This window comes from Pseudomonas sp. P1_F1_2, from assembly GCF_056405815.1.
In genome coordinates, this window is the sequence record NZ_JBFUBK010000050.1 from 1 (window position 1) to 16,762 (window position 16,762).

The following is a 16,762-nucleotide window of genomic DNA, read 5'->3' on the forward strand; positions in this document are numbered from 1 at the left end:
GGATTGCATTCGTTCAGGAAGAATGCAATCCACTGTGGGAGCGGGCTTGCCCGCGATGGAGCCCGAAAATGCACCATCAAATTCCTGGGTAACAATCCGCGTCAGACAGGCAACGGATTCAGCGCCTCATCAAACTGCGACAAGCGCGGAAACTGCATCGGCAGGTCATCGCTCAAGTGTTCCAGACGCTGCTGATAACCCTGCAGGAACTCCTTGCGCGCTTCGTCGCTGATGTACGGCACATGCCAGGCCACGAACGGTTCCAGCACCTCGAAGCCGACATACGCCAGCGTGCCGCGCAGAATCGGTCGCAGCATGTCTTCCAGCGGACCGTGAATCGCGCCGTCACCGAACATGTGCTCGCGCCCGCCCAGGGTAACGGTCACCAGCGCTTTCTTGCCGCTCAAGCCGCCCTGGTCGTAAAAGCGTTTGCCGCCGTAGCAGATCCCCGACACCAGCACCCGGTCAATCCAGCCCTTGAGCATGGCCGGGGCCGAGAACCAGAAAATCGGGAAATTGAGGATCAGCAGGTCAGCCCACAGCAGTTTGTCGAGTTCTTGCTGGATGTCCGGCGCCAATGACTGGCTCTTCACCCCAAGACGTTGCTCCAGCGCATACACCAGATACTCCGGATTCTCTCGCGAAGAAAAGTCATCGGCGCTTGCCACCGGGTTCCAGTTCATCGCGTACAAATCGCTGACCTGAACTTCATGCCCCTGGGCTTGCAGGGTTGCGACAGCCTGGTCACGCAACGCGGCGGTGAAGGACTTCGGCTCCGGGTGGGCGTGGACGATCAGTACTTTCATGGCAATTCCTTAAACGTTTACACACGTTGAATTTGAAGGCGGTAACGCGCGGGGTCATTGGACGATTACACCTGAATCGCCTTCACTTCAACGAACTCGTTGAGCCCTTCCTCGCCCCATTCCCGGCCATTGCCCGATTGTTTGTAGCCACCGAACGGCGCCTGATAATTGAAGACAGCGCCGTTGAGGAAGCACTGCCCGGCACGCAGTTGCCGCCCAAGCTGCAAGGCGCGCTCGGCGCTGCAGGCCCAGACGCCGCTGGACAGGCCGAACGGTGAATCATTGGCGATCTGGATTGCCTGCGCTTCATCGGTGTAGGGAATCAGGCACAGCACCGGGCCGAAGATTTCTTCCTGAGCGATGCGCATACGGTTGTCGACATCGGCGAACAGCGTCGGGGTGACGTAGAAACCACGCTCGAACTCGCCCGCCGTGTCCCCGCCATACACCAACCGTGCGCCCTCCTGCTGGCCGACCTTAATGTAATCAAGCACGGTACGACGTTGCGCTGCCGAGCACATGGGCCCGAGGAAACTGTTCGGGTCCAGAGGATCGCCCATGCGCAGGTTCCGGGTTTCGGCGATGGCCAGTTCCACGGCTTCGGCGTAACGACTGGCCGGCAGCAACATGCGGGTCAACGCGGTGCAGGTCTGGCCGGAGTTGATCATCACGTCCTGCACGCCGTAACGCACGGCGGCGGCGAGGTCCGCGTCTTCGGCAATCAGCAGCGGCGACTTGCCGCCGAGTTCCAGGCACACTCGTTTTACCGACGGCGCGGCCGCTTGCGCCACGCGAACGCCGGCACCGGTCGAGCCGGTGAACGAGACCATGTCCACGTCCGGGTGTTTGGCCAGCGCTTCACCGACCTTCGAGCCGGGCCCGCTGACCAGGTTGAACACACCGGCCGGCAAGCCGATGGCTTCGATCATCTGCGCCAGCAAAAAGGCGTGCAGCGGGGTTTCCTGACTGGGTTTGACCACCACGGTGCAACCAGCGGCCAGCGCCGGGGCGAGCTTGCCGATCAATTGATGCAGCGGGTAATTCCACGGGTTGATGAAGGCGCACACGCCCACCGCTTCGCGAATCACCAGCGAGTTGCCGACCTCACGCACTTCGTCCATCAGGCCTGCGAGTTCGACGTAGTGCTCCAGCCCGATGATCGGCCCGTCGACTTGCACCGAGCGGCACCATTGCACCGGCATGCCCAGTTCAGCGGTAATGACCGAAGCCATCTCGTCAGCCCGCGCGCGCAACTGCTCGGCGAGGGCGCGGATGTAACCGGCACGCACGCTCGACGGCGTGCGTGACCATGAATTGAACGCCTTGCGTGCGGCGGCCACCGCGTTGTCGACATCGCGCTCATCGCCCAGCGGCACCGAGCCTGCGACTTCTTCTGTGGCCGGGTTGATCACTTCGGCAATGCCCCGCCCCGACGGGGTTTGCCAGCGACCATCGATAAACAGCGTGGTGTGGTTATGCATGAATGGGGGACTCCAGCAGTTCAATGGCGCAGCGGGTAATGCGCTGGCAGGCGTCACGCAACGGCTCCGCACCCAACACCAGGCCCAGTCGAATGTGCCCTGCGGCGCTCGGACCGAAGGCTTCACCGGCCAAAACTGATACGCCATGGCGGTCGAGCAAGCGGTCGGCAAACGCCTGGGCACTGAGGCCTGTGTCACGAATGTCGACCATCACGAACATGCCGCCATCGGGTTTCAAGGCGCGCACGCCGGGGCAATCAGCCAGGCATTCGCAGACCAGATCACGGCGTTGGCGATAGGCTTCGCGCATCGCGTCCAGTTCCGGCAAATGGCTTTCGAGGGCGACGACGGCGGCGTCCTGCACGAAGTCCGGCAAGCCGTACAGCATGCACAGCGCAAGGTTTTCCAGATGTGCCGCCAGGGCCGGTGGTACGACAGCCCAGCCGATTCGCCAACCGGTCATGGCGTGGGATTTCGACAAACTGTTGAGTGTCGCGGTGCGCTCGGCCATGCCCGGCAAACTCGCCGGGCTGACATGCTCGCCGTCAAACAACAATTCGCTGTAGACCTCATCGGAAATCAGCCACAGGTCGTGGGCGATGCACAGGTCTGCCAGCGCTTGCCAGGTGGCCCGCGATAAACTGGCCCCGGACGGATTGTGCGGGCTGTTCAGTGCCAAGGCCCGAGTGCGCGGCGTGATGCGGGCGGCGACGTCTTCAGGCAACACGCGAAAACCGTTTTCGGAACGCACCGGCACCGGCACCACCACCGCGCCACACGCACCAAACACGGCTTCATACGTCACGTACATCGGTTCGGCGACAATCACTTCATCACCGGGGTTGAGCACGCATTGGGCAACGCTGAACAACGCGCATTGCGCGCCGGCCAGCACGATGACTTGATCGGCCGAAACCTGTTGGCCGCTGCGGCGCCCGTAGTGCCGGGCGATGCTTTCACGCAGGGCACGCTTGCCACGCACGTCGGCGTAGTGAGTATGGCCGGACAACAGGCTGTCGATGGCGGCTTGCACAATCGGCGCCGGCGTATCGAAATCCGGGTCGCCGACCGACAGCAGCAGGATATCTTCACCCTGCTCCTGCAGCGCCAGCGCGCGGTAATGAATGTCCCAGGCGGCAGCGCCGTCTCCGGCGATGCGTTGTGTCAGATCAGAAAAGCGCATGGCGATACCTCTGCCAAAAAATGAAAATCAGTGCGCGCACGCATGCTTGAGTTCGATCAGGGTCACGCCGTTGCGCTTGAAGCCGTGGCGCAAATCGGTTTGCAGCTCGGCCAGGCTTTGCGGCTGGCTCACTGTGCAGCCGAACGCGCGACCGAGGGCGGCGAAGTCCGGGTTGCGCGGCAGTACGCCAATCGGTTCGATGTCGAGCCCGAGCATGTCGTCGCGAATCTGCCCCAGCGCGTCGTTGTTCCACAGCAACACCACCAGCGGACTGTCGAGTTCTTCGACGGCGGTCGCCAGTTCTTGCGCGGTGTAGAGGAAACCGCCGTCGCCGACCAGCACCAGACCCGGCCGCTGCGGCGCGCCGAACTTGGCGCCGATGCCCGCCGGCAAGCCATACCCCAACGTGCCGTAGCCGGTCGGGTGCAACCAGCTGCGGGTTGCCAGGCTGTTGAAGGCGTAGTTGCCGGTGTAGGCCAGCTGGGTCATGTCGGTGCTGATGAACGCGTCGTCCGGCAGCTCGGTGGCGATACGCTCGAGTATCGCCTGGTGAATCGACTGCAACGGGCCGTGGCCCTGCTTCACCGCTTCACGCATTGCCGCGACGGCGGCAATCGCCGCGCTGGCATCGCGCGTGGCGGGCGGCAGGCGTTCCAGCAACGCTGCAAGGGTTTGTTGCGCGTCACCGTGCAACGCCACCGCACAAGGGTAAAAGTCGTTGAATTTGCGTGGGTCGATGTCCACCCGCAGCAGTTCGGCATTCAGTGGCAGACGCTCTCGCCAGAAATCGGTGTCGGCCATTTCGGTGCCAACCGCCAACACCACGTCGGCCTCGGCGATCAGGTTCCAGCCGGGCTCGACGCACAGGGTCGAGCCCGCATTGAGCGGTGCATCCGGCGGCAACAAGCCTTTGCCGGCGACGCTGGTGAACAGTGGCGCGGCGAGTCGGTTGCTGATGTCTTGCACTGCTTGCTGCGCGTTCAATGCGCCACCGCCCGCAATGATCATCGGCCGCTTGGCGTTTTGCAGCTTGGCCACGGCTTCTTCCAGCGCGGTGGTTGAGGCGGCGCCACGACCGGGACGACGGACCACGTCGCTACTCCAGTCGCGGCTTATTTTTGCTGACAGCACGTCCAGCGGCACCGAAATGTGCACCGGGCGCGGACGTTCGCTGTCGAACACCGCGTAGGCTCGGGCGATCAATTCAGGCAGATCGTCAGTGCTCAGCACCACCGCCGAGAAGGCGGTGATCGGCGCGGTCATCGCGCGTTGATCCTGGGTTTCGTGCAGGCAGCCCCACCCCTTGCCGAGGCTGGCGGTGTGGTTGACGCTGGAAATCACCAGCATCGGAATCGAGTCGGCATACGCTTGGCCAATACCGGTCGCGGCGTTGGTCACACCGGGACCGGTGATGATGAAGCACACGCCCGGTTTGCCACTGACCCGGGCGTAGCCGTCGGCCATGAAACTGGCGCCTTGCTCGTGGCGGGTCAGCACATGGCGAATGCCACTGCCGGGCAAGCCGCGATACAACTCCAGCGTGTGCACGCCGGGAATCCCGAACACGGTGTCGACGCCGTAGTTGGCCAGCAATCGCACCAGTGCCTGGCCGCCCGTCAATGTTGTGGTTTGCATGTTCACATCCTCACTCGTGGCCAAGGCGAATCAACGCATCGACCGCAGTCGTGCCAGCGGCACCGACCAACAATGGGTTCACATCGAGTTCCAGCAGTTGACCGGCGTTCTCACAGGCGTAATCGGCCACCGCGCGGATCGCCGCGACCAGCGAGTCCAGGTCCGCTGTTTCGCGCCCGCGAAACCCTTGCAGCAATGCAGCACTGCGCAGGCTCGACACGGCCTTGCGAATGGCGCCGTCGGTGGTCGGCAGCAGCAGGCTGCGACTGTCCTTGAGCAACTCCACCAGTATCCCGCCCGCGCCGATGACCAAGGCGAGGCCGAAGTCGTTTTCGCGTTTGATGCCGACGATCAATTCGGCCAACGGTGGCTTGGCCATTGGTTCCAGCAGCACCTGATCGAACGGCACGTGCGGCGCATAATCGGCAATGCTCGCACGCATTTTTTCCAGCGCGGCGCTCAGGGCTGCGGCGTCCTTGAGGTTCAGTGCCACGGCCCCGGCTTCGGTTTTGTGGGGCAGTTGCGCGCTGACCGCTTTGAGCACCAAGGGGTAACCCAGTGCATTGGCATCCGTCAGAGCGTTGGCTGGCGTGCTCAAGACACCGTTGGGCGTCGGCAGGCCAAAGGCGCGCAATGCCGTTTTGGATTCCCACTCGTTGAGCAGGTGACCATCACTTTCTAGCGCCTGTGGGCACAGCGGCACCAGCGCCGATTCACCGAGCGCCAGCAGTGCCTGACGATTGYGCTGATAACCGGCAATGCGCCCCCACGCGGCCAAGCCGTCTTCCACGCCTTGCAACGCTGCCACACCTTGCGCATGCAGGCGTTCACGAGCGTGGGCCGGTAGCAATTCGGGAAACGCCGAGGTGACAAAACCGGTCTTGCCGTGGCGCACCAGTGCGGCGCAAAACAGCTCCAGCAGCAGGTCGCATTCTTTGCGTTCGCCGGTGGATTCAGACGGGTAATCCAGCACCAGCATCGCCGCGTCCGCTTCGGTGCGCAGGGCGCTGTCGAGCATGCGGTTCAACGCTTCGCCGTCACCCCAAATTGCAGTGGTGAAATCCAGCGGATTGACCAGGTTGGCGTAGCTGGGCAACACCTGCGCCAGTTCGTTGATTTGACCGGCATCGAGCTTGGGCAAGCTCAGGTCATTGCGTTCGGCATAGTCAGCAATCAGCCCGGCATCGCCGCCAGAACAGGCGAGCGCGATCAGGCTGTTGCCTGCTGGTAGCTTGCCGCACGCAGCAGCCTTGAGGGTTTCGACAAAACTCACCGGGCCACTGACGCGGATCACGCCCAGACGCGCAAACAGGCTGTCATACAGCGCATCGGAACCGGACAGCGAACTGGTGTGGCTGAGCGCCAGTTCGGCGCCGATCTGCGACACGCCGGTTTTCAGGGCGATGATCGGAATGCCCTTCTCCAACGCCTTGTGCGCGGCGCGGGCGAAACCCGGCACGTTTTTCAGGCCTTCGAGGTGCAAGCCGATGGCGGTGACGCGCGGTTCATCGAGCAGCACGTCCATCAATTCGGCGATGCCCAATTGCGCCTGATTACCGACCGACGCCATGTAGGCCACCGGCAGCGAGCGGTCGCTCATCGACAGGTTGTAGGCGAAGTTGCCGCTCTGGGTCAGGACGGCGACGCCCTTCTCCACCGGTTTGCCGCCATGGGCCACCGGCCACAACGCGGAGCTGTGCAGGTAATCGAGCAAGCCGTAGCAGTTAGGGCCGAGCAAGGCCATGCTGCCGGCCGCTTTCAGCAACTTCTGCTGCAAGGCCTGGCCTTCGGCGCCGGTTTCGGCAAACCCGGAGGCGTAGCAGATCGCGCCGCCCGCGCCTTTGGCGGCCAGTTCGGCCACGCAGGTCAGGGTCAGTTCACGGTTGGTGGCGATGAACACCGCGTCCGGGCCGCACGGCAGTTCGGCGATGCTGCGCACACACGGCACACCTTCAAGGCTTTCATGCTGCGGGTTCACCAGCCACATCTGCCCCTGGTAGCCACCTTCGGCGCAACGCTTGAGCGCGCGGGCCATGCTGCGGCCACCGACAAACGCCAGATGACGCGGCGCGAGCAGGCGTTTGAGGTTGTCACGAATCGTCTGCGACATAGAAATTCTCCGGGGCGATCAGCGCAGCAGCGGCCGCAGTAATTCGCGGGAAATGATGTGCCGCTGGATCTCCGAGGTGCCTTCCCAGACGCGCTCGATCCGGGCGTTACGCCAGATGCGTTCCACCGGGCATTCATCCATCAGGCCCATGCCGCCGAAAATCTGCACCGCTTCATCGGCGACTTTGCCGAGCACCTCACTGGCGAACAGCTTGGCCATGCCGGCCTCGCCATCGGTCATGGTGCCCTGGTCCATTTTCCAGGCGGTGTGCAGGGTCAGCAGTTCGGCCGCGCGGATCTGCGTGACCATGTCCGCGAGCTTGAACGAGATGCCCTGATAGGTGCCGATCGGCTGGCCGAACTGCTTTCGATCCGCCGCCCATTGCAGCGACACATCCAGCGCGCGTTGCGCCTGACCGACGCAGTTGGCGGCGACCATCACCCGCCCGGCGGTGAGCCAGGCGTTGGCCACGTCCCAGCCCTTGCCGACTTCGCCCAACACTTTGGAAGCCGGTACGCGGCAGTCGTCGAAGAACATTTCGAAGGTGTGATAACCGCGATTGCTCACGCATTTCGGACCACGGCGAATGGTCATGCCCGGCGTGTTGCGATCGACCAGGAACGAGGTCACGGCGTTACGCTTTTTGCCGTTGTGTTCGTAGGTGTCAGTGACGGCGAAGACGATGGCGAAATCGGCGTGGCCGGCGTGGCTGATGAAGTGCTTGCTGCCGTTGAGAATGAAGTCATCGCCCTCGCGCACGGCGCGGGTCTTGATCGCATTGGCGTCGGAGCCGGCGCCCGGTTCGGTCAGTGCGAAGCAATCAATCTTCTCGCCCTGAATGCACGGCAACAGGTAATCGTTGATCTGGTCGCCGGTGCAGGCCATGAGGATTTTCGACGGGCGAGCGACGAACACGTGCAGCGCCCAGGAAACCTTCGACAGCTCACGCTCGATCAGCGCCTGGGACAGGTAGTCCAGACCGCCACCGCCCACCTCCTCCGGCATGTTGAAGGCATAGAAACCGGCGGCGATGGCCTTGCCGCGAATCTGTGCCGCCAGCTCTGGGGAGACTTCGTCGGCACGGTCGACCGCTTCCTCATGAGGCAGCAGTTCCTTGGCGACAAAGCTGCGTACCGCGTCCACCAACATTTCTTGTTCTTGGGTCAGTTGGAAATTCATGGGGCTACCTGTTGTTCGTGTGCTGAAGGTGGTGTTCGGGCTTAGCGGCCGATGAAACGGGCCGGGCGTTTTTCAATGGAGGCGCGCAGGGCTTCGTTGCCGTCTTCGCTGCGACCGCACAGCAGGCCGGCGGCGAGCTCGGCTTGCAGTTGTTCGGGCAGGCTGCGCTGGGCGCCTTCACGCATGAGTTTTTTGGTCTGGGCAAACGCGAAGGTCGGGCCGTTGGCCAGGCGGGAGGCCAGTTCTGTGGTGACGTCGAGCAGTTGCTCATCGGCGCAGACTTCGCCGACCAGGCCTGCGGCCAACGCGCGATCGGCGCCCCACAACTCGTCAAGGAACAACAGGCGTTTGGCTTGTTCGGTACCGATCAGCCGTGGCAGGTGCCAACTGGCACCGGCGTCCGGCGAGTAGGCCATGCTGGTGTAGCCGGCCTTGAAGCGAGCTGATTGCGCAGCGATGCGCAGATCGCAGCACAAGGTCAGGTCCATCCCGGCGCCGACGGCGGTGCCGTTGATGGCGGCGATGGTGGGTTTTTCCAGGCTGTACAAACGGCTCATCAAGGCGTGAGCCGTTTCCGTCCAGCCGTAGGTTTCGAGGGCGCCACGGGCTTCAGCGTCGGCCCACTCGGCGAGGTCGGCGCCGGCGCAGAAGCTGCGACCGCTGCCGGTCAGGACCACCACTCGCACGGCGGGGTCGGCGCTGAAATCATCCAGCAACGCGTGGAGGTTTTTCAGGGTCGGAATGTCCAGCGCATTGCGCTGGGCGGTGCGATTGAGGGTGATCCAGGCAACGCCGGCTTCGACCTGACTGAGCAGAGAAGATTGAGTAGTCATGCGAATCCTCGAATTATTTTGATTGGTCTGAGGTGATGCGACTTGAGGCCATACTAAACGAGTGTTCAGTAAGGCGGCAATTGGTGGTGGAATCAGCTGTAACAGTTGAAAAATAAGTCTAACTAACTGTATTTGAAGGATTTATTCGACGAGACCAGAACGGCGAGGATTGCGCTGTTACAACTTCGAACAACTGCCTACAGGATGAGTCGTGCAGCGCATTGATCGTTCCCACGCTCCGCTGGGAATGCAGCCCATGACGCTCCGCGTCACTGGACGCAGAGCGTCCCTAGAGGCATTCCCACGCGGAGCGCGGGAACGATCAGTGGTTAGCTGGAGTAGTTACGCAGTCGGCAAGCTCGGTGCCAGCACCGCTTCGCGCTTGCGATGAATCAGGAAGTACGCGCCATAGCACAGCGCGATAAAGCCAAACCCCCAGTACAACGAAGGCCGTTGCGTTTCATCCAGCGCCAGGAATACGAACAACGAGCAGCACAACGCGATGCACGTCAGCGGCAGCAGCGGGAACCATGGCGCGCGGTATTTCAGATCGCTGAGCTTGCCGCCATCACGCAGATACGCCTTGCGGAATTTGTACTGGGCCAGCGCGATGACAATCCAGGTCACGGTGCCCGACATGCCGCTCACCGCCATCAACACCATGAACAGCGTGTCTGCCGCGACGAAGCTGGTCATCAGCGACACCAGCGCAAAACACAACGTGATGCTCAGTGCCCGCAGCGGTACGCCGCGCTTGCTCAACGGCGACAGGCTTTTCGGTGCCATGCCGGTTTTCGACATCGCCCACAGAATACGCGTCGAGGCATACAGGCCAGAGTTGCCCACCGACAGAATCGCCGTGAGGATCACGAAGTTCATCAGGTCGGCGGCGTACGGAATGCCGACCATGTCGAACACCTGAACGAACGGACTTTCCATCAACCCGGCCTGCTGCCACGGCACGATCGCCGACAACACCACGATCGCCAGCACATAGAAAATCAACACGCGAAACACCACGTTGCGCACCGCGCGCGGGATGCTTTTTTCCGGCTGATCGGTTTCGCCGGCAGCCACGCCCATGATCTCGCAGCCCTGGAAGGCGTAGACCACGGTCATCATTACCGCGAACACCGCCGACAGGCCGTTGGGGAACAGTGAATCGCCGATCAGATTGCTCATCATCGGCGCCGGTGCGCCGCTGGTCAGCGGGATCGCGCCGAAGATCACCAGCACGCCGACCACGATAAAGCCAAGAATCGCCGCCACCTTGATCCCGGAGAACCAGTATTCGGCCTCACCGAAGGCGCGAGTCGCCAGTGCGTTCAAACCGAACAGCACCACCACAAACAGCGCCGACCAATACCAGATCGGCACCGCCGGAAACCAGCGTGTCATCAACATGCCCGCTGCCGTGAACTCCAGGCCCACGGTGGTCGCCCAGCTCATCCAGTACACCCAGCCGATCATGAACCCGGTGGCCGGGCCGATGAACTTGGTGGCGTGGGTCTGAAACGAACCGGACACGGGCATTTGCACGGACAGTTCACCCAGGCAAACCATCACCAGGTACATCAGGAAACCGGCCACCAGATACGCCAGGATTGCTCCCACCGGCCCGCCCTGATTGATGGTCACACCGGAGCCCATGAACAGCCCGGTACCGATCACGCCGCCCAGCGACAACATGAAAATGTGCCGGCTCTTCAGGGCGCGGGTCAGTTGGATGCCTTTACGTTCGATAGATTCGCTCATGTGCGCACCTCAATAGTCAGCAAGGTGCGCGGCATGGCGCGAGGAAGGATCAGCTTTACGGCAGTTCATTATTATTATCTCCAATAAGCTTCGAAGACCGCGCTGTGGCGGTTGCCTCGATTATTGGAAGACCTTGTAAGGTCCCGTTGACCGTAAAGATCAAAGATGTAAAAAGTCGTAACGAACTTGTACGTCAGCTGCGCAAAAGGTCCGCCAGCGTCTGTTGCGCGTTGTGCAGTTGCGCCTGAACCTTCGGCGCCATGGCGCGCAATGCCGACTCGTCGTTGACCAGCGCGGCCTCCTCCAGGGCCCGCAACACATTGGCCAACGCGCGAAAGCCCAATGAATCGCTGCTGCCGGCCAGTCGATGGGCCAGCTGTGCGACTTCGGTGCAGTCGTCGGCTTCGATGGCTTCGGTGAGTGCTTCGCGATGCTGACTGATCGAGTCGAGCAGCACTCGCAACAAGCCCCGAAGTTTCTGTTCACCCAGCAACGTGCGATGGGTCTCTAGCAACGGCCAATCCATGGCCTCGTCATCCGGCTGTGGCGCGGATACCGGCAACTGCCCGGCCAACGCTTGTCGCAAGTTTTCGAGTTTCAGAGGCTTGGCGAGAATGCCATCCATCCCGGCATCCAGATAACCGCGCATCAAGGCCGGCTGTACGCTGGCGGTCAGGGCGAAGATGCGGGTGTGACGGTTCGGCCCGTTGTTGCGCCGGATCAGTTTGCACAGCTCGACGCCGCTGATACCCGGCAGGTGCACATCGAGCAGGATCAAATCAAAGGTCTGTTCGGCACATTGCGCCAGCGCCTGCTCGCCTTCTTCAGCGAGCCAGACCTGATGCCCGTCACGCTGCAACAAGCCGCTGACCACTTCGCGGTTCAGCGCCACATCCTCGACCACCAACACCTTCAACGCCTCACCCGGCGCGCTGCTCAGCGCACTCGCCGCCACGCCGATTGCAGGCTGCAACGTCAACTCGAACCAGAAACAACTGCCGCGCCCGACGTCACTGTCGACGCCAATTTGCCCGCCCAACTGCTCGACCAGATGTTTGCTGATCGCAAGGCCAAGCCCGGTGCCGCCGAAGCGTTGCGCCACTTCTTCGCTGGCCTGGGTGAAGCGCTCGAAGATCTTTGCCTGCATGGCAGGAGCGATGCCGATGCCGTTGTCCGTCACGCTCACGCGCACGTGTTGCCCGGTCTGTTTCGCAGCGTGAGCCAGCAGCGTTATCTCCACGTTGACGTCGCCGCCCTCAGTGAACTTGATCGCATTGGCCAGCAAGTTGCTCAGCACCTGACGCAGGAATTGTTCGGCGCCGTGATGGCGCTCGGCGACGTGCGGATCGATTCGACAGCGCAGCGTCGTGTCGTTGCTCAGCGCGCGCGGTTCCAGCAGTGTCAGCACTTCGTCGAGCAGTTGCCGGATTGAAAAGTCCACCGGTTCCGGGTGGCTGACGCCCTCTTCCAGTCGGGCGAAATACAGCACTTCGTTGAGAATCGACAGCAAGCCTTCGCCGGCCTTGTACAGCGCATCCAGACGTTTGCCGTCGCGCTCATCCAGACTCGCGCCGCGCAGCAGTTCGGCCATGCCGAGAATGCCGTTGAGCGGGGTGCGCAACTCGTGGCTCATGGTCGCCAGAAAACGCGACTTGGCAAGGTTGGCGGCCTCGGCTTCATCCTTGGCGCGCATCAGGCTGGCGGTGCGGCGTTCGACCAGCCTGAGCAACTCGTCGCGATTGTCTTGCAGGGCCAGCCGATCGGTTTCGCGACGGTCAATGTCGCTGAGAATCGCCCGGCGCATGTCGTCCAGTGCATGCGCCACGGTGTCGATTTCGTCTTGCTGAGCGTGGCGGCGCTTGTCCAGGTGCAGGGGCTCGTGCCAGTCACCGGCGGCGATGCGCCGGGCAAACTCGGCCATCACTTGCAGGTGCCGCGTGACCAAGCGGTAAAACAGCCCCGACAACGCCACCGCCAGACCGCACAGAAACACACTCATCCACAGCAGGCTGGTCAAACCGGTGGCGAACAGGCGCTGATGCACTGCGCCCAAATCGGTGCTGACTTCCAACTGCCCCAAGTGCCGTGAAGGCCCGGTCGGTGGCTGATAATCCAGTTCAAAACGCTCGATGCGCAACGGCCCGACCGGGTCCGAACTGCCGTGCAGCAGATCGAAATCGGGGCTGATCAGATGAACCCGCGCCACGTCGGAAAAGTCCACCAGCCCTCGCAGCTGAACGTTCAATTGTTCCTGGTTCAAGTCCCAAAGACTGCGCTCCAGACTGGCCAGGTAACCGGCCCGAATCAGCTCCATGCGCGAATCGATGTCGCGCATTTCGCGGCGGTATTCGAAGTACAGCTGCACGGTGCTCGCCAGCACGGTAAAGCACAGGCTGAACAACAGAATGAACAGCAACAGACGCCGTAACAGTCCACCGGGTCGGGCGCGGATCATTTCGAGTTCGCCGGCAGGTTGATCATGTCGCGGTACGTGACCTCGCTTTCGCTGAGTAAACGATCGACCTCCCCGGAATCGACCATGCGCTTCAATTGCGCGTCGATCTGCGGCATGCGCGTGGCCAAGGAGGATTTGCGCGAGACGGCCACTCGCAAATAGTCGACGCTCAAGGCATTGGGTAGCGCGACGATGTCTTGCGCGCCCGGCAGGTTCTCGACGTAAAGCTGCCCGGTGCGGCGTTCCGAGGTGATGAAATCGATGCGCCCGCGAATCAGTTTGCCGAAATTCTGGCCACTGTCAGACACCCATTCAATGTTCTGATGCTCGGCCACCAAGCGGTCGAAATCCACGCCGTAACTTTCGCCGAACAACAGCCCGCCGCGGTAATTTGCCAAGTCTTCCAGGCGCTCGAATTTCACCGGGCGCTGACGGTTGATGAATAACGCCACCTCCTCGCGCAACACCGGCACCGTCGAAAACACCATGCTCTGCTCGCGTTGCGCGGTGCTGTAGGCCAGCACCACATCGACCCGGCCTTCGGCGGCGTCGAGCAGGCAACGTTTCCAGTTGCCGAGCACGACGATGTCGACGTCGTAACCCAAACGCCCGAAGAGGTTTTTAACGACGCTGGGGGCGAGGCCGCGAACCTGTTTGCCGTCGCTCCAGGAAATCGGCGGATACACCGGGTAATCGCAGTAGCGAACTTTTTCCGCCGCCATCGTACCGTTCGCGACCAGCGCCAACAGCAGGCCAAACACCCGCCGCATGGTATTCAGGCCGCCACGCTGGCGGTGAACAGGTAACCGGCACCGTGAATGGTAATGATCAATTGCGGTTCGGCCGGGTCGTCGTGCAACTTGCGACGCAAGCGTCCGACCAGCACGTCGATGGAGCGATCATTGGGCACCCATTCGCGGTTGCGGATCTGATCCATCAGTTGATCGCGGCTCAAGGTGTGGCCGCTGTTGCGCAGGAACACGCTGAGCAACTGGTACTCGCCGTGGGTGAGCAGGGTTTCGGCGCCGGTCTGGTCGATCAACCGTCGACGGTCAGTGTCCAGCGCCCAGGCGGCGAATTGCTTGACCGGTTTGGCGATGGCCGCTGCAGGTTGCGGTGTCTGCGCGTGGCGAACCCGGCGTATCAGGTTTTTCGCCCGTGACACCAATTCGCGTGGGTTGAGCGGTTTGATCACGTAGTCATCGGCGCCGCATTCAAGGCCGACGATGCGGTCGATTTCGTCGTTGCGCCCGGTGATCAGAATGATCCCGACTTCCGAACGGACCCGCAGCTCCCGGGTCAGGGTCAGGCCGTCCTTGCCCGGCAGGCGGATATCGAGCATCACCAGGTCGACCGCCTGGCTCGCCAGGAAGGTTTCGGCCAGCTCCGCCGTGGCGGCGCAATGCACCTCATAACCCTCTTGGGACAAGTAGGCCTGCAGCAGTTCGCGTATCAGCGGATCGTCGTCGACGATCAATACCCGAGGAGTCATCGCATGGTGTCCCGCGTATGCCCGAAGGCGTGTTTCTTATTAGAGTGTTTTACTGCTTTGGCGCCAGAGAGTATCGACAGCTGAACGACCGATCAACAGCCCGTCGTCTGGACGCAAAACCGTTGCCGGCCGCCCGCCTGCAATCCGTCGACCCAGGCTTCGCAAATCTGGATGCCCTGTTCCGGGGTGAACGTACCGGGGTTGAGCCCCGACTCCAGCCACAAGCCGTCGAGCAATGCGCTGAGGCTGATGGCGGCCAGATCGGCGTCGAAGTTTTCCCAGCTTTCTTCCTGCGCCAATTCGGTCAGCACCTTGCGCAAAATGCCGCGGTACTCGCCATAGGAATGCTCGTGCGCAAGGTTGATCGACTCCGCCGTGCGTACCGCGCCCCAGAACGCCAGCCAGGCATCGATCAATTGCGGGTCGAGCAATTCGGCGGAAAACGAGCCCCGGAAGAACGCCGACAATCGCTCGCGAGCAGTCGGAGCCGCCTGCGCCATGGACTCGCGCAACAGGTTCATGACCCGACCGGTAATCGCCCGGTAGGCCTCGGCCACCAGTTCATCCTTGCCGGAATAGTGATGGCTGATCAGCCCGACCGAGACGCCCGCCTCGGCGGAAATCTTGCGGATCGAGGCACCCTGAAAACCATGGCGCTTGAGGCATACCAGCGTCGCCTCGATCAGATTGGCCTTGCGCAACTCCGGCTCCATGCGGGAAAAACGGGCTTCCTGACTCATGCGCGACACTCTCTGTGGATCAATCGTTGGGGATGCGGCTGGCTAAGCCGCGCGCTGAACGACTGTACAGCAAGAGGGTGGCAAGTCTCTAGTCGGTTGCAGGGTTCTGGGACCGTGTCGCGCCCATCGCGGGCAAGCCACGCTCCCACATTTGATCTGTGTGTTTTCATTGTTTGCGTCCAACACACAACCCTGTGGGAGCGAGCTTGCTCGCGATGGGGCCAGCCGATTAATACATGAACATCGGTCAATCCCGATAACCCGGTGCCACCCGATCAAGCAATCGCAACATCGCAGCCCAAGCCAATTGCATGGCGTCCGGGTCACTCAACTCGCCTTCCTCCAGCGGCCGGCCTGGGTCGTTGAACTGACGCTCGGTATATTCGCAAACCTCCGCCGGCGGCAACACCAACTCACCGGCAGCTTGCGCGGCGAGCTGAATTTCGCAAGCTTTCTCCAAGTAATACATACGCAAAAACGCCTGGCTGACGGTTTCACCCACGGTCAGCAAACCGTGGTTGCGCAGCATCAATACCGGTTTGTCGCCGAGGTCCTGCACCAAGCGCTGTTGCTCGCTCATGTCCAGCGCCACGCCTTCGTAGTCGTGGTAAGCGACCCGGCCATAAAACTCCATGGAAATCTGGTTCACCGGCAACAATCCGCACTTCAACGCAGCGACCGCACATCCGGATTTGGTATGAGTGTGCAGCACGCACTGCGCGTCTTCACGAGCCCCGTGAATCGCGCTGTGAATCACAAACCCCGCCGGGTTGACCGGGTACGGCGACGCCTCGACGGCCCGGCCATCGAGGCCGATTTTCACCAGATTGGACGCGGTAATTTCATCGAACATCAACCCGTACGGATTGATCAGGAAGTGATGCTCAGGCCCCGGTATGCGCACCGAGATGTGAGTGAAGATCAGATCGGTCATGCGAAAGTGCGCGATCAATCGATAACAGGCGGCCAACTCCTCGCGCAGGCGCTGCTCGGTGGCGCTGCGCTGAGAAAACGTGGCGATATCGTTCATTGTTTTAGTCTCCAGGCTGATCGGCTGCGCAGACAGTAAGGCTGGACGCCTTGAGGCGTCCAG

13 protein-coding genes are annotated in these 16,762 nt (G+C 61.9%); all 13 read right to left on the bottom strand.

Going from position 1 to position 16,762, the window contains the following annotated elements:
* Positions 1 to 101: 101 nt before the first annotated feature.
* The 13 genes from AC1D2P_RS16250 to AC1D2P_RS16310 all read right to left on the bottom strand — a co-directional run bounded on the left by AC1D2P_RS16250 (position 102) and on the right by AC1D2P_RS16310 (position 16,699).
* On the bottom strand, positions 102 to 806 hold the full coding sequence (locus tag AC1D2P_RS16250) for an NAD(P)H-dependent oxidoreductase (protein ID WP_046029594.1): 705 nt from the start codon (positions 804 to 806) through the stop codon (positions 102 to 104).
* Positions 807 to 871: 65 nt separating this feature from the next.
* Entirely contained in the window at positions 872 to 2,287 is a 1,416-nt protein-coding gene (locus tag AC1D2P_RS16255) for an aldehyde dehydrogenase family protein (protein ID WP_477758073.1), read from the bottom strand.
* The gene (locus tag AC1D2P_RS16260) at positions 2,280 to 3,470 is read right to left on the bottom strand and encodes a pyridoxal phosphate-dependent aminotransferase (RefSeq protein ID WP_077430714.1); all 1,191 of its coding nucleotides are present in this window, start codon (positions 3,468 to 3,470) and stop codon (positions 2,280 to 2,282) included. The genes AC1D2P_RS16255 and AC1D2P_RS16260 overlap by 8 nt, the downstream gene beginning before the upstream one ends.
* A gap of 27 nt (positions 3,471 to 3,497) precedes the next feature.
* Positions 3,498 to 5,105 (bottom strand): 5-guanidino-2-oxopentanoate decarboxylase, encoded by a 1,608-nt coding sequence (locus AC1D2P_RS16265; RefSeq protein WP_477758072.1) that lies wholly within the window; start codon positions 5,103 to 5,105, stop codon positions 3,498 to 3,500.
* A gap of 10 nt (positions 5,106 to 5,115) precedes the next feature.
* Positions 5,116 to 7,215 carry an acetate--CoA ligase family protein gene (locus AC1D2P_RS16270; RefSeq protein WP_477811505.1) on the bottom strand — a complete coding sequence of 700 codons (2,100 nt, stop codon included), beginning with the start codon at positions 7,213 to 7,215 and terminating at the stop codon, positions 5,116 to 5,118.
* A gap of 18 nt (positions 7,216 to 7,233) precedes the next feature.
* Complete coding sequence (locus tag AC1D2P_RS16275; RefSeq protein ID WP_077430717.1) at positions 7,234 to 8,394, bottom strand: acyl-CoA dehydrogenase family protein; 1,161 nt, start codon at positions 8,392 to 8,394, stop codon at positions 7,234 to 7,236.
* A gap of 41 nt (positions 8,395 to 8,435) precedes the next feature.
* The gene (locus tag AC1D2P_RS16280) at positions 8,436 to 9,227 is read right to left on the bottom strand and encodes an enoyl-CoA hydratase/isomerase family protein (protein ID WP_109787408.1); all 792 of its coding nucleotides are present in this window, start codon (positions 9,225 to 9,227) and stop codon (positions 8,436 to 8,438) included.
* 342 nt (positions 9,228 to 9,569) lie between these two features.
* Positions 9,570 to 10,982, bottom strand: a complete 1,413-nt coding sequence (locus AC1D2P_RS16285; protein ID WP_109787407.1) for an amino acid permease — start codon at positions 10,980 to 10,982, stop codon at positions 9,570 to 9,572.
* 193 nt (positions 10,983 to 11,175) lie between these two features.
* Positions 11,176 to 13,437 (bottom strand): ATP-binding protein, encoded by a 2,262-nt coding sequence (locus tag AC1D2P_RS16290; RefSeq protein ID WP_077430720.1) that lies wholly within the window; start codon positions 13,435 to 13,437, stop codon positions 11,176 to 11,178.
* Complete coding sequence (locus AC1D2P_RS16295; RefSeq protein ID WP_109787406.1) at positions 13,434 to 14,207, bottom strand: substrate-binding periplasmic protein; 774 nt, start codon at positions 14,205 to 14,207, stop codon at positions 13,434 to 13,436. Before AC1D2P_RS16295 ends, AC1D2P_RS16290 begins: the two co-directional genes overlap by 4 nt.
* Before the next feature lie 5 nt (positions 14,208 to 14,212).
* Entirely contained in the window at positions 14,213 to 14,929 is a 717-nt protein-coding gene (locus AC1D2P_RS16300; RefSeq protein ID WP_077430722.1) for a response regulator, read from the bottom strand.
* A 92-nt stretch (positions 14,930 to 15,021) separates the two neighbouring features.
* A complete protein-coding gene (locus AC1D2P_RS16305) occupies positions 15,022 to 15,669 on the bottom strand; it encodes a TetR family transcriptional regulator C-terminal domain-containing protein (RefSeq protein WP_077430723.1) in 648 nt (215 codons plus the stop codon).
* A gap of 247 nt (positions 15,670 to 15,916) precedes the next feature.
* Complete coding sequence (locus AC1D2P_RS16310) at positions 15,917 to 16,699, bottom strand: class II aldolase/adducin family protein (protein WP_223522396.1); 783 nt, start codon at positions 16,697 to 16,699, stop codon at positions 15,917 to 15,919.
* Positions 16,700 to 16,762: the final 63 nt, after the last annotated feature.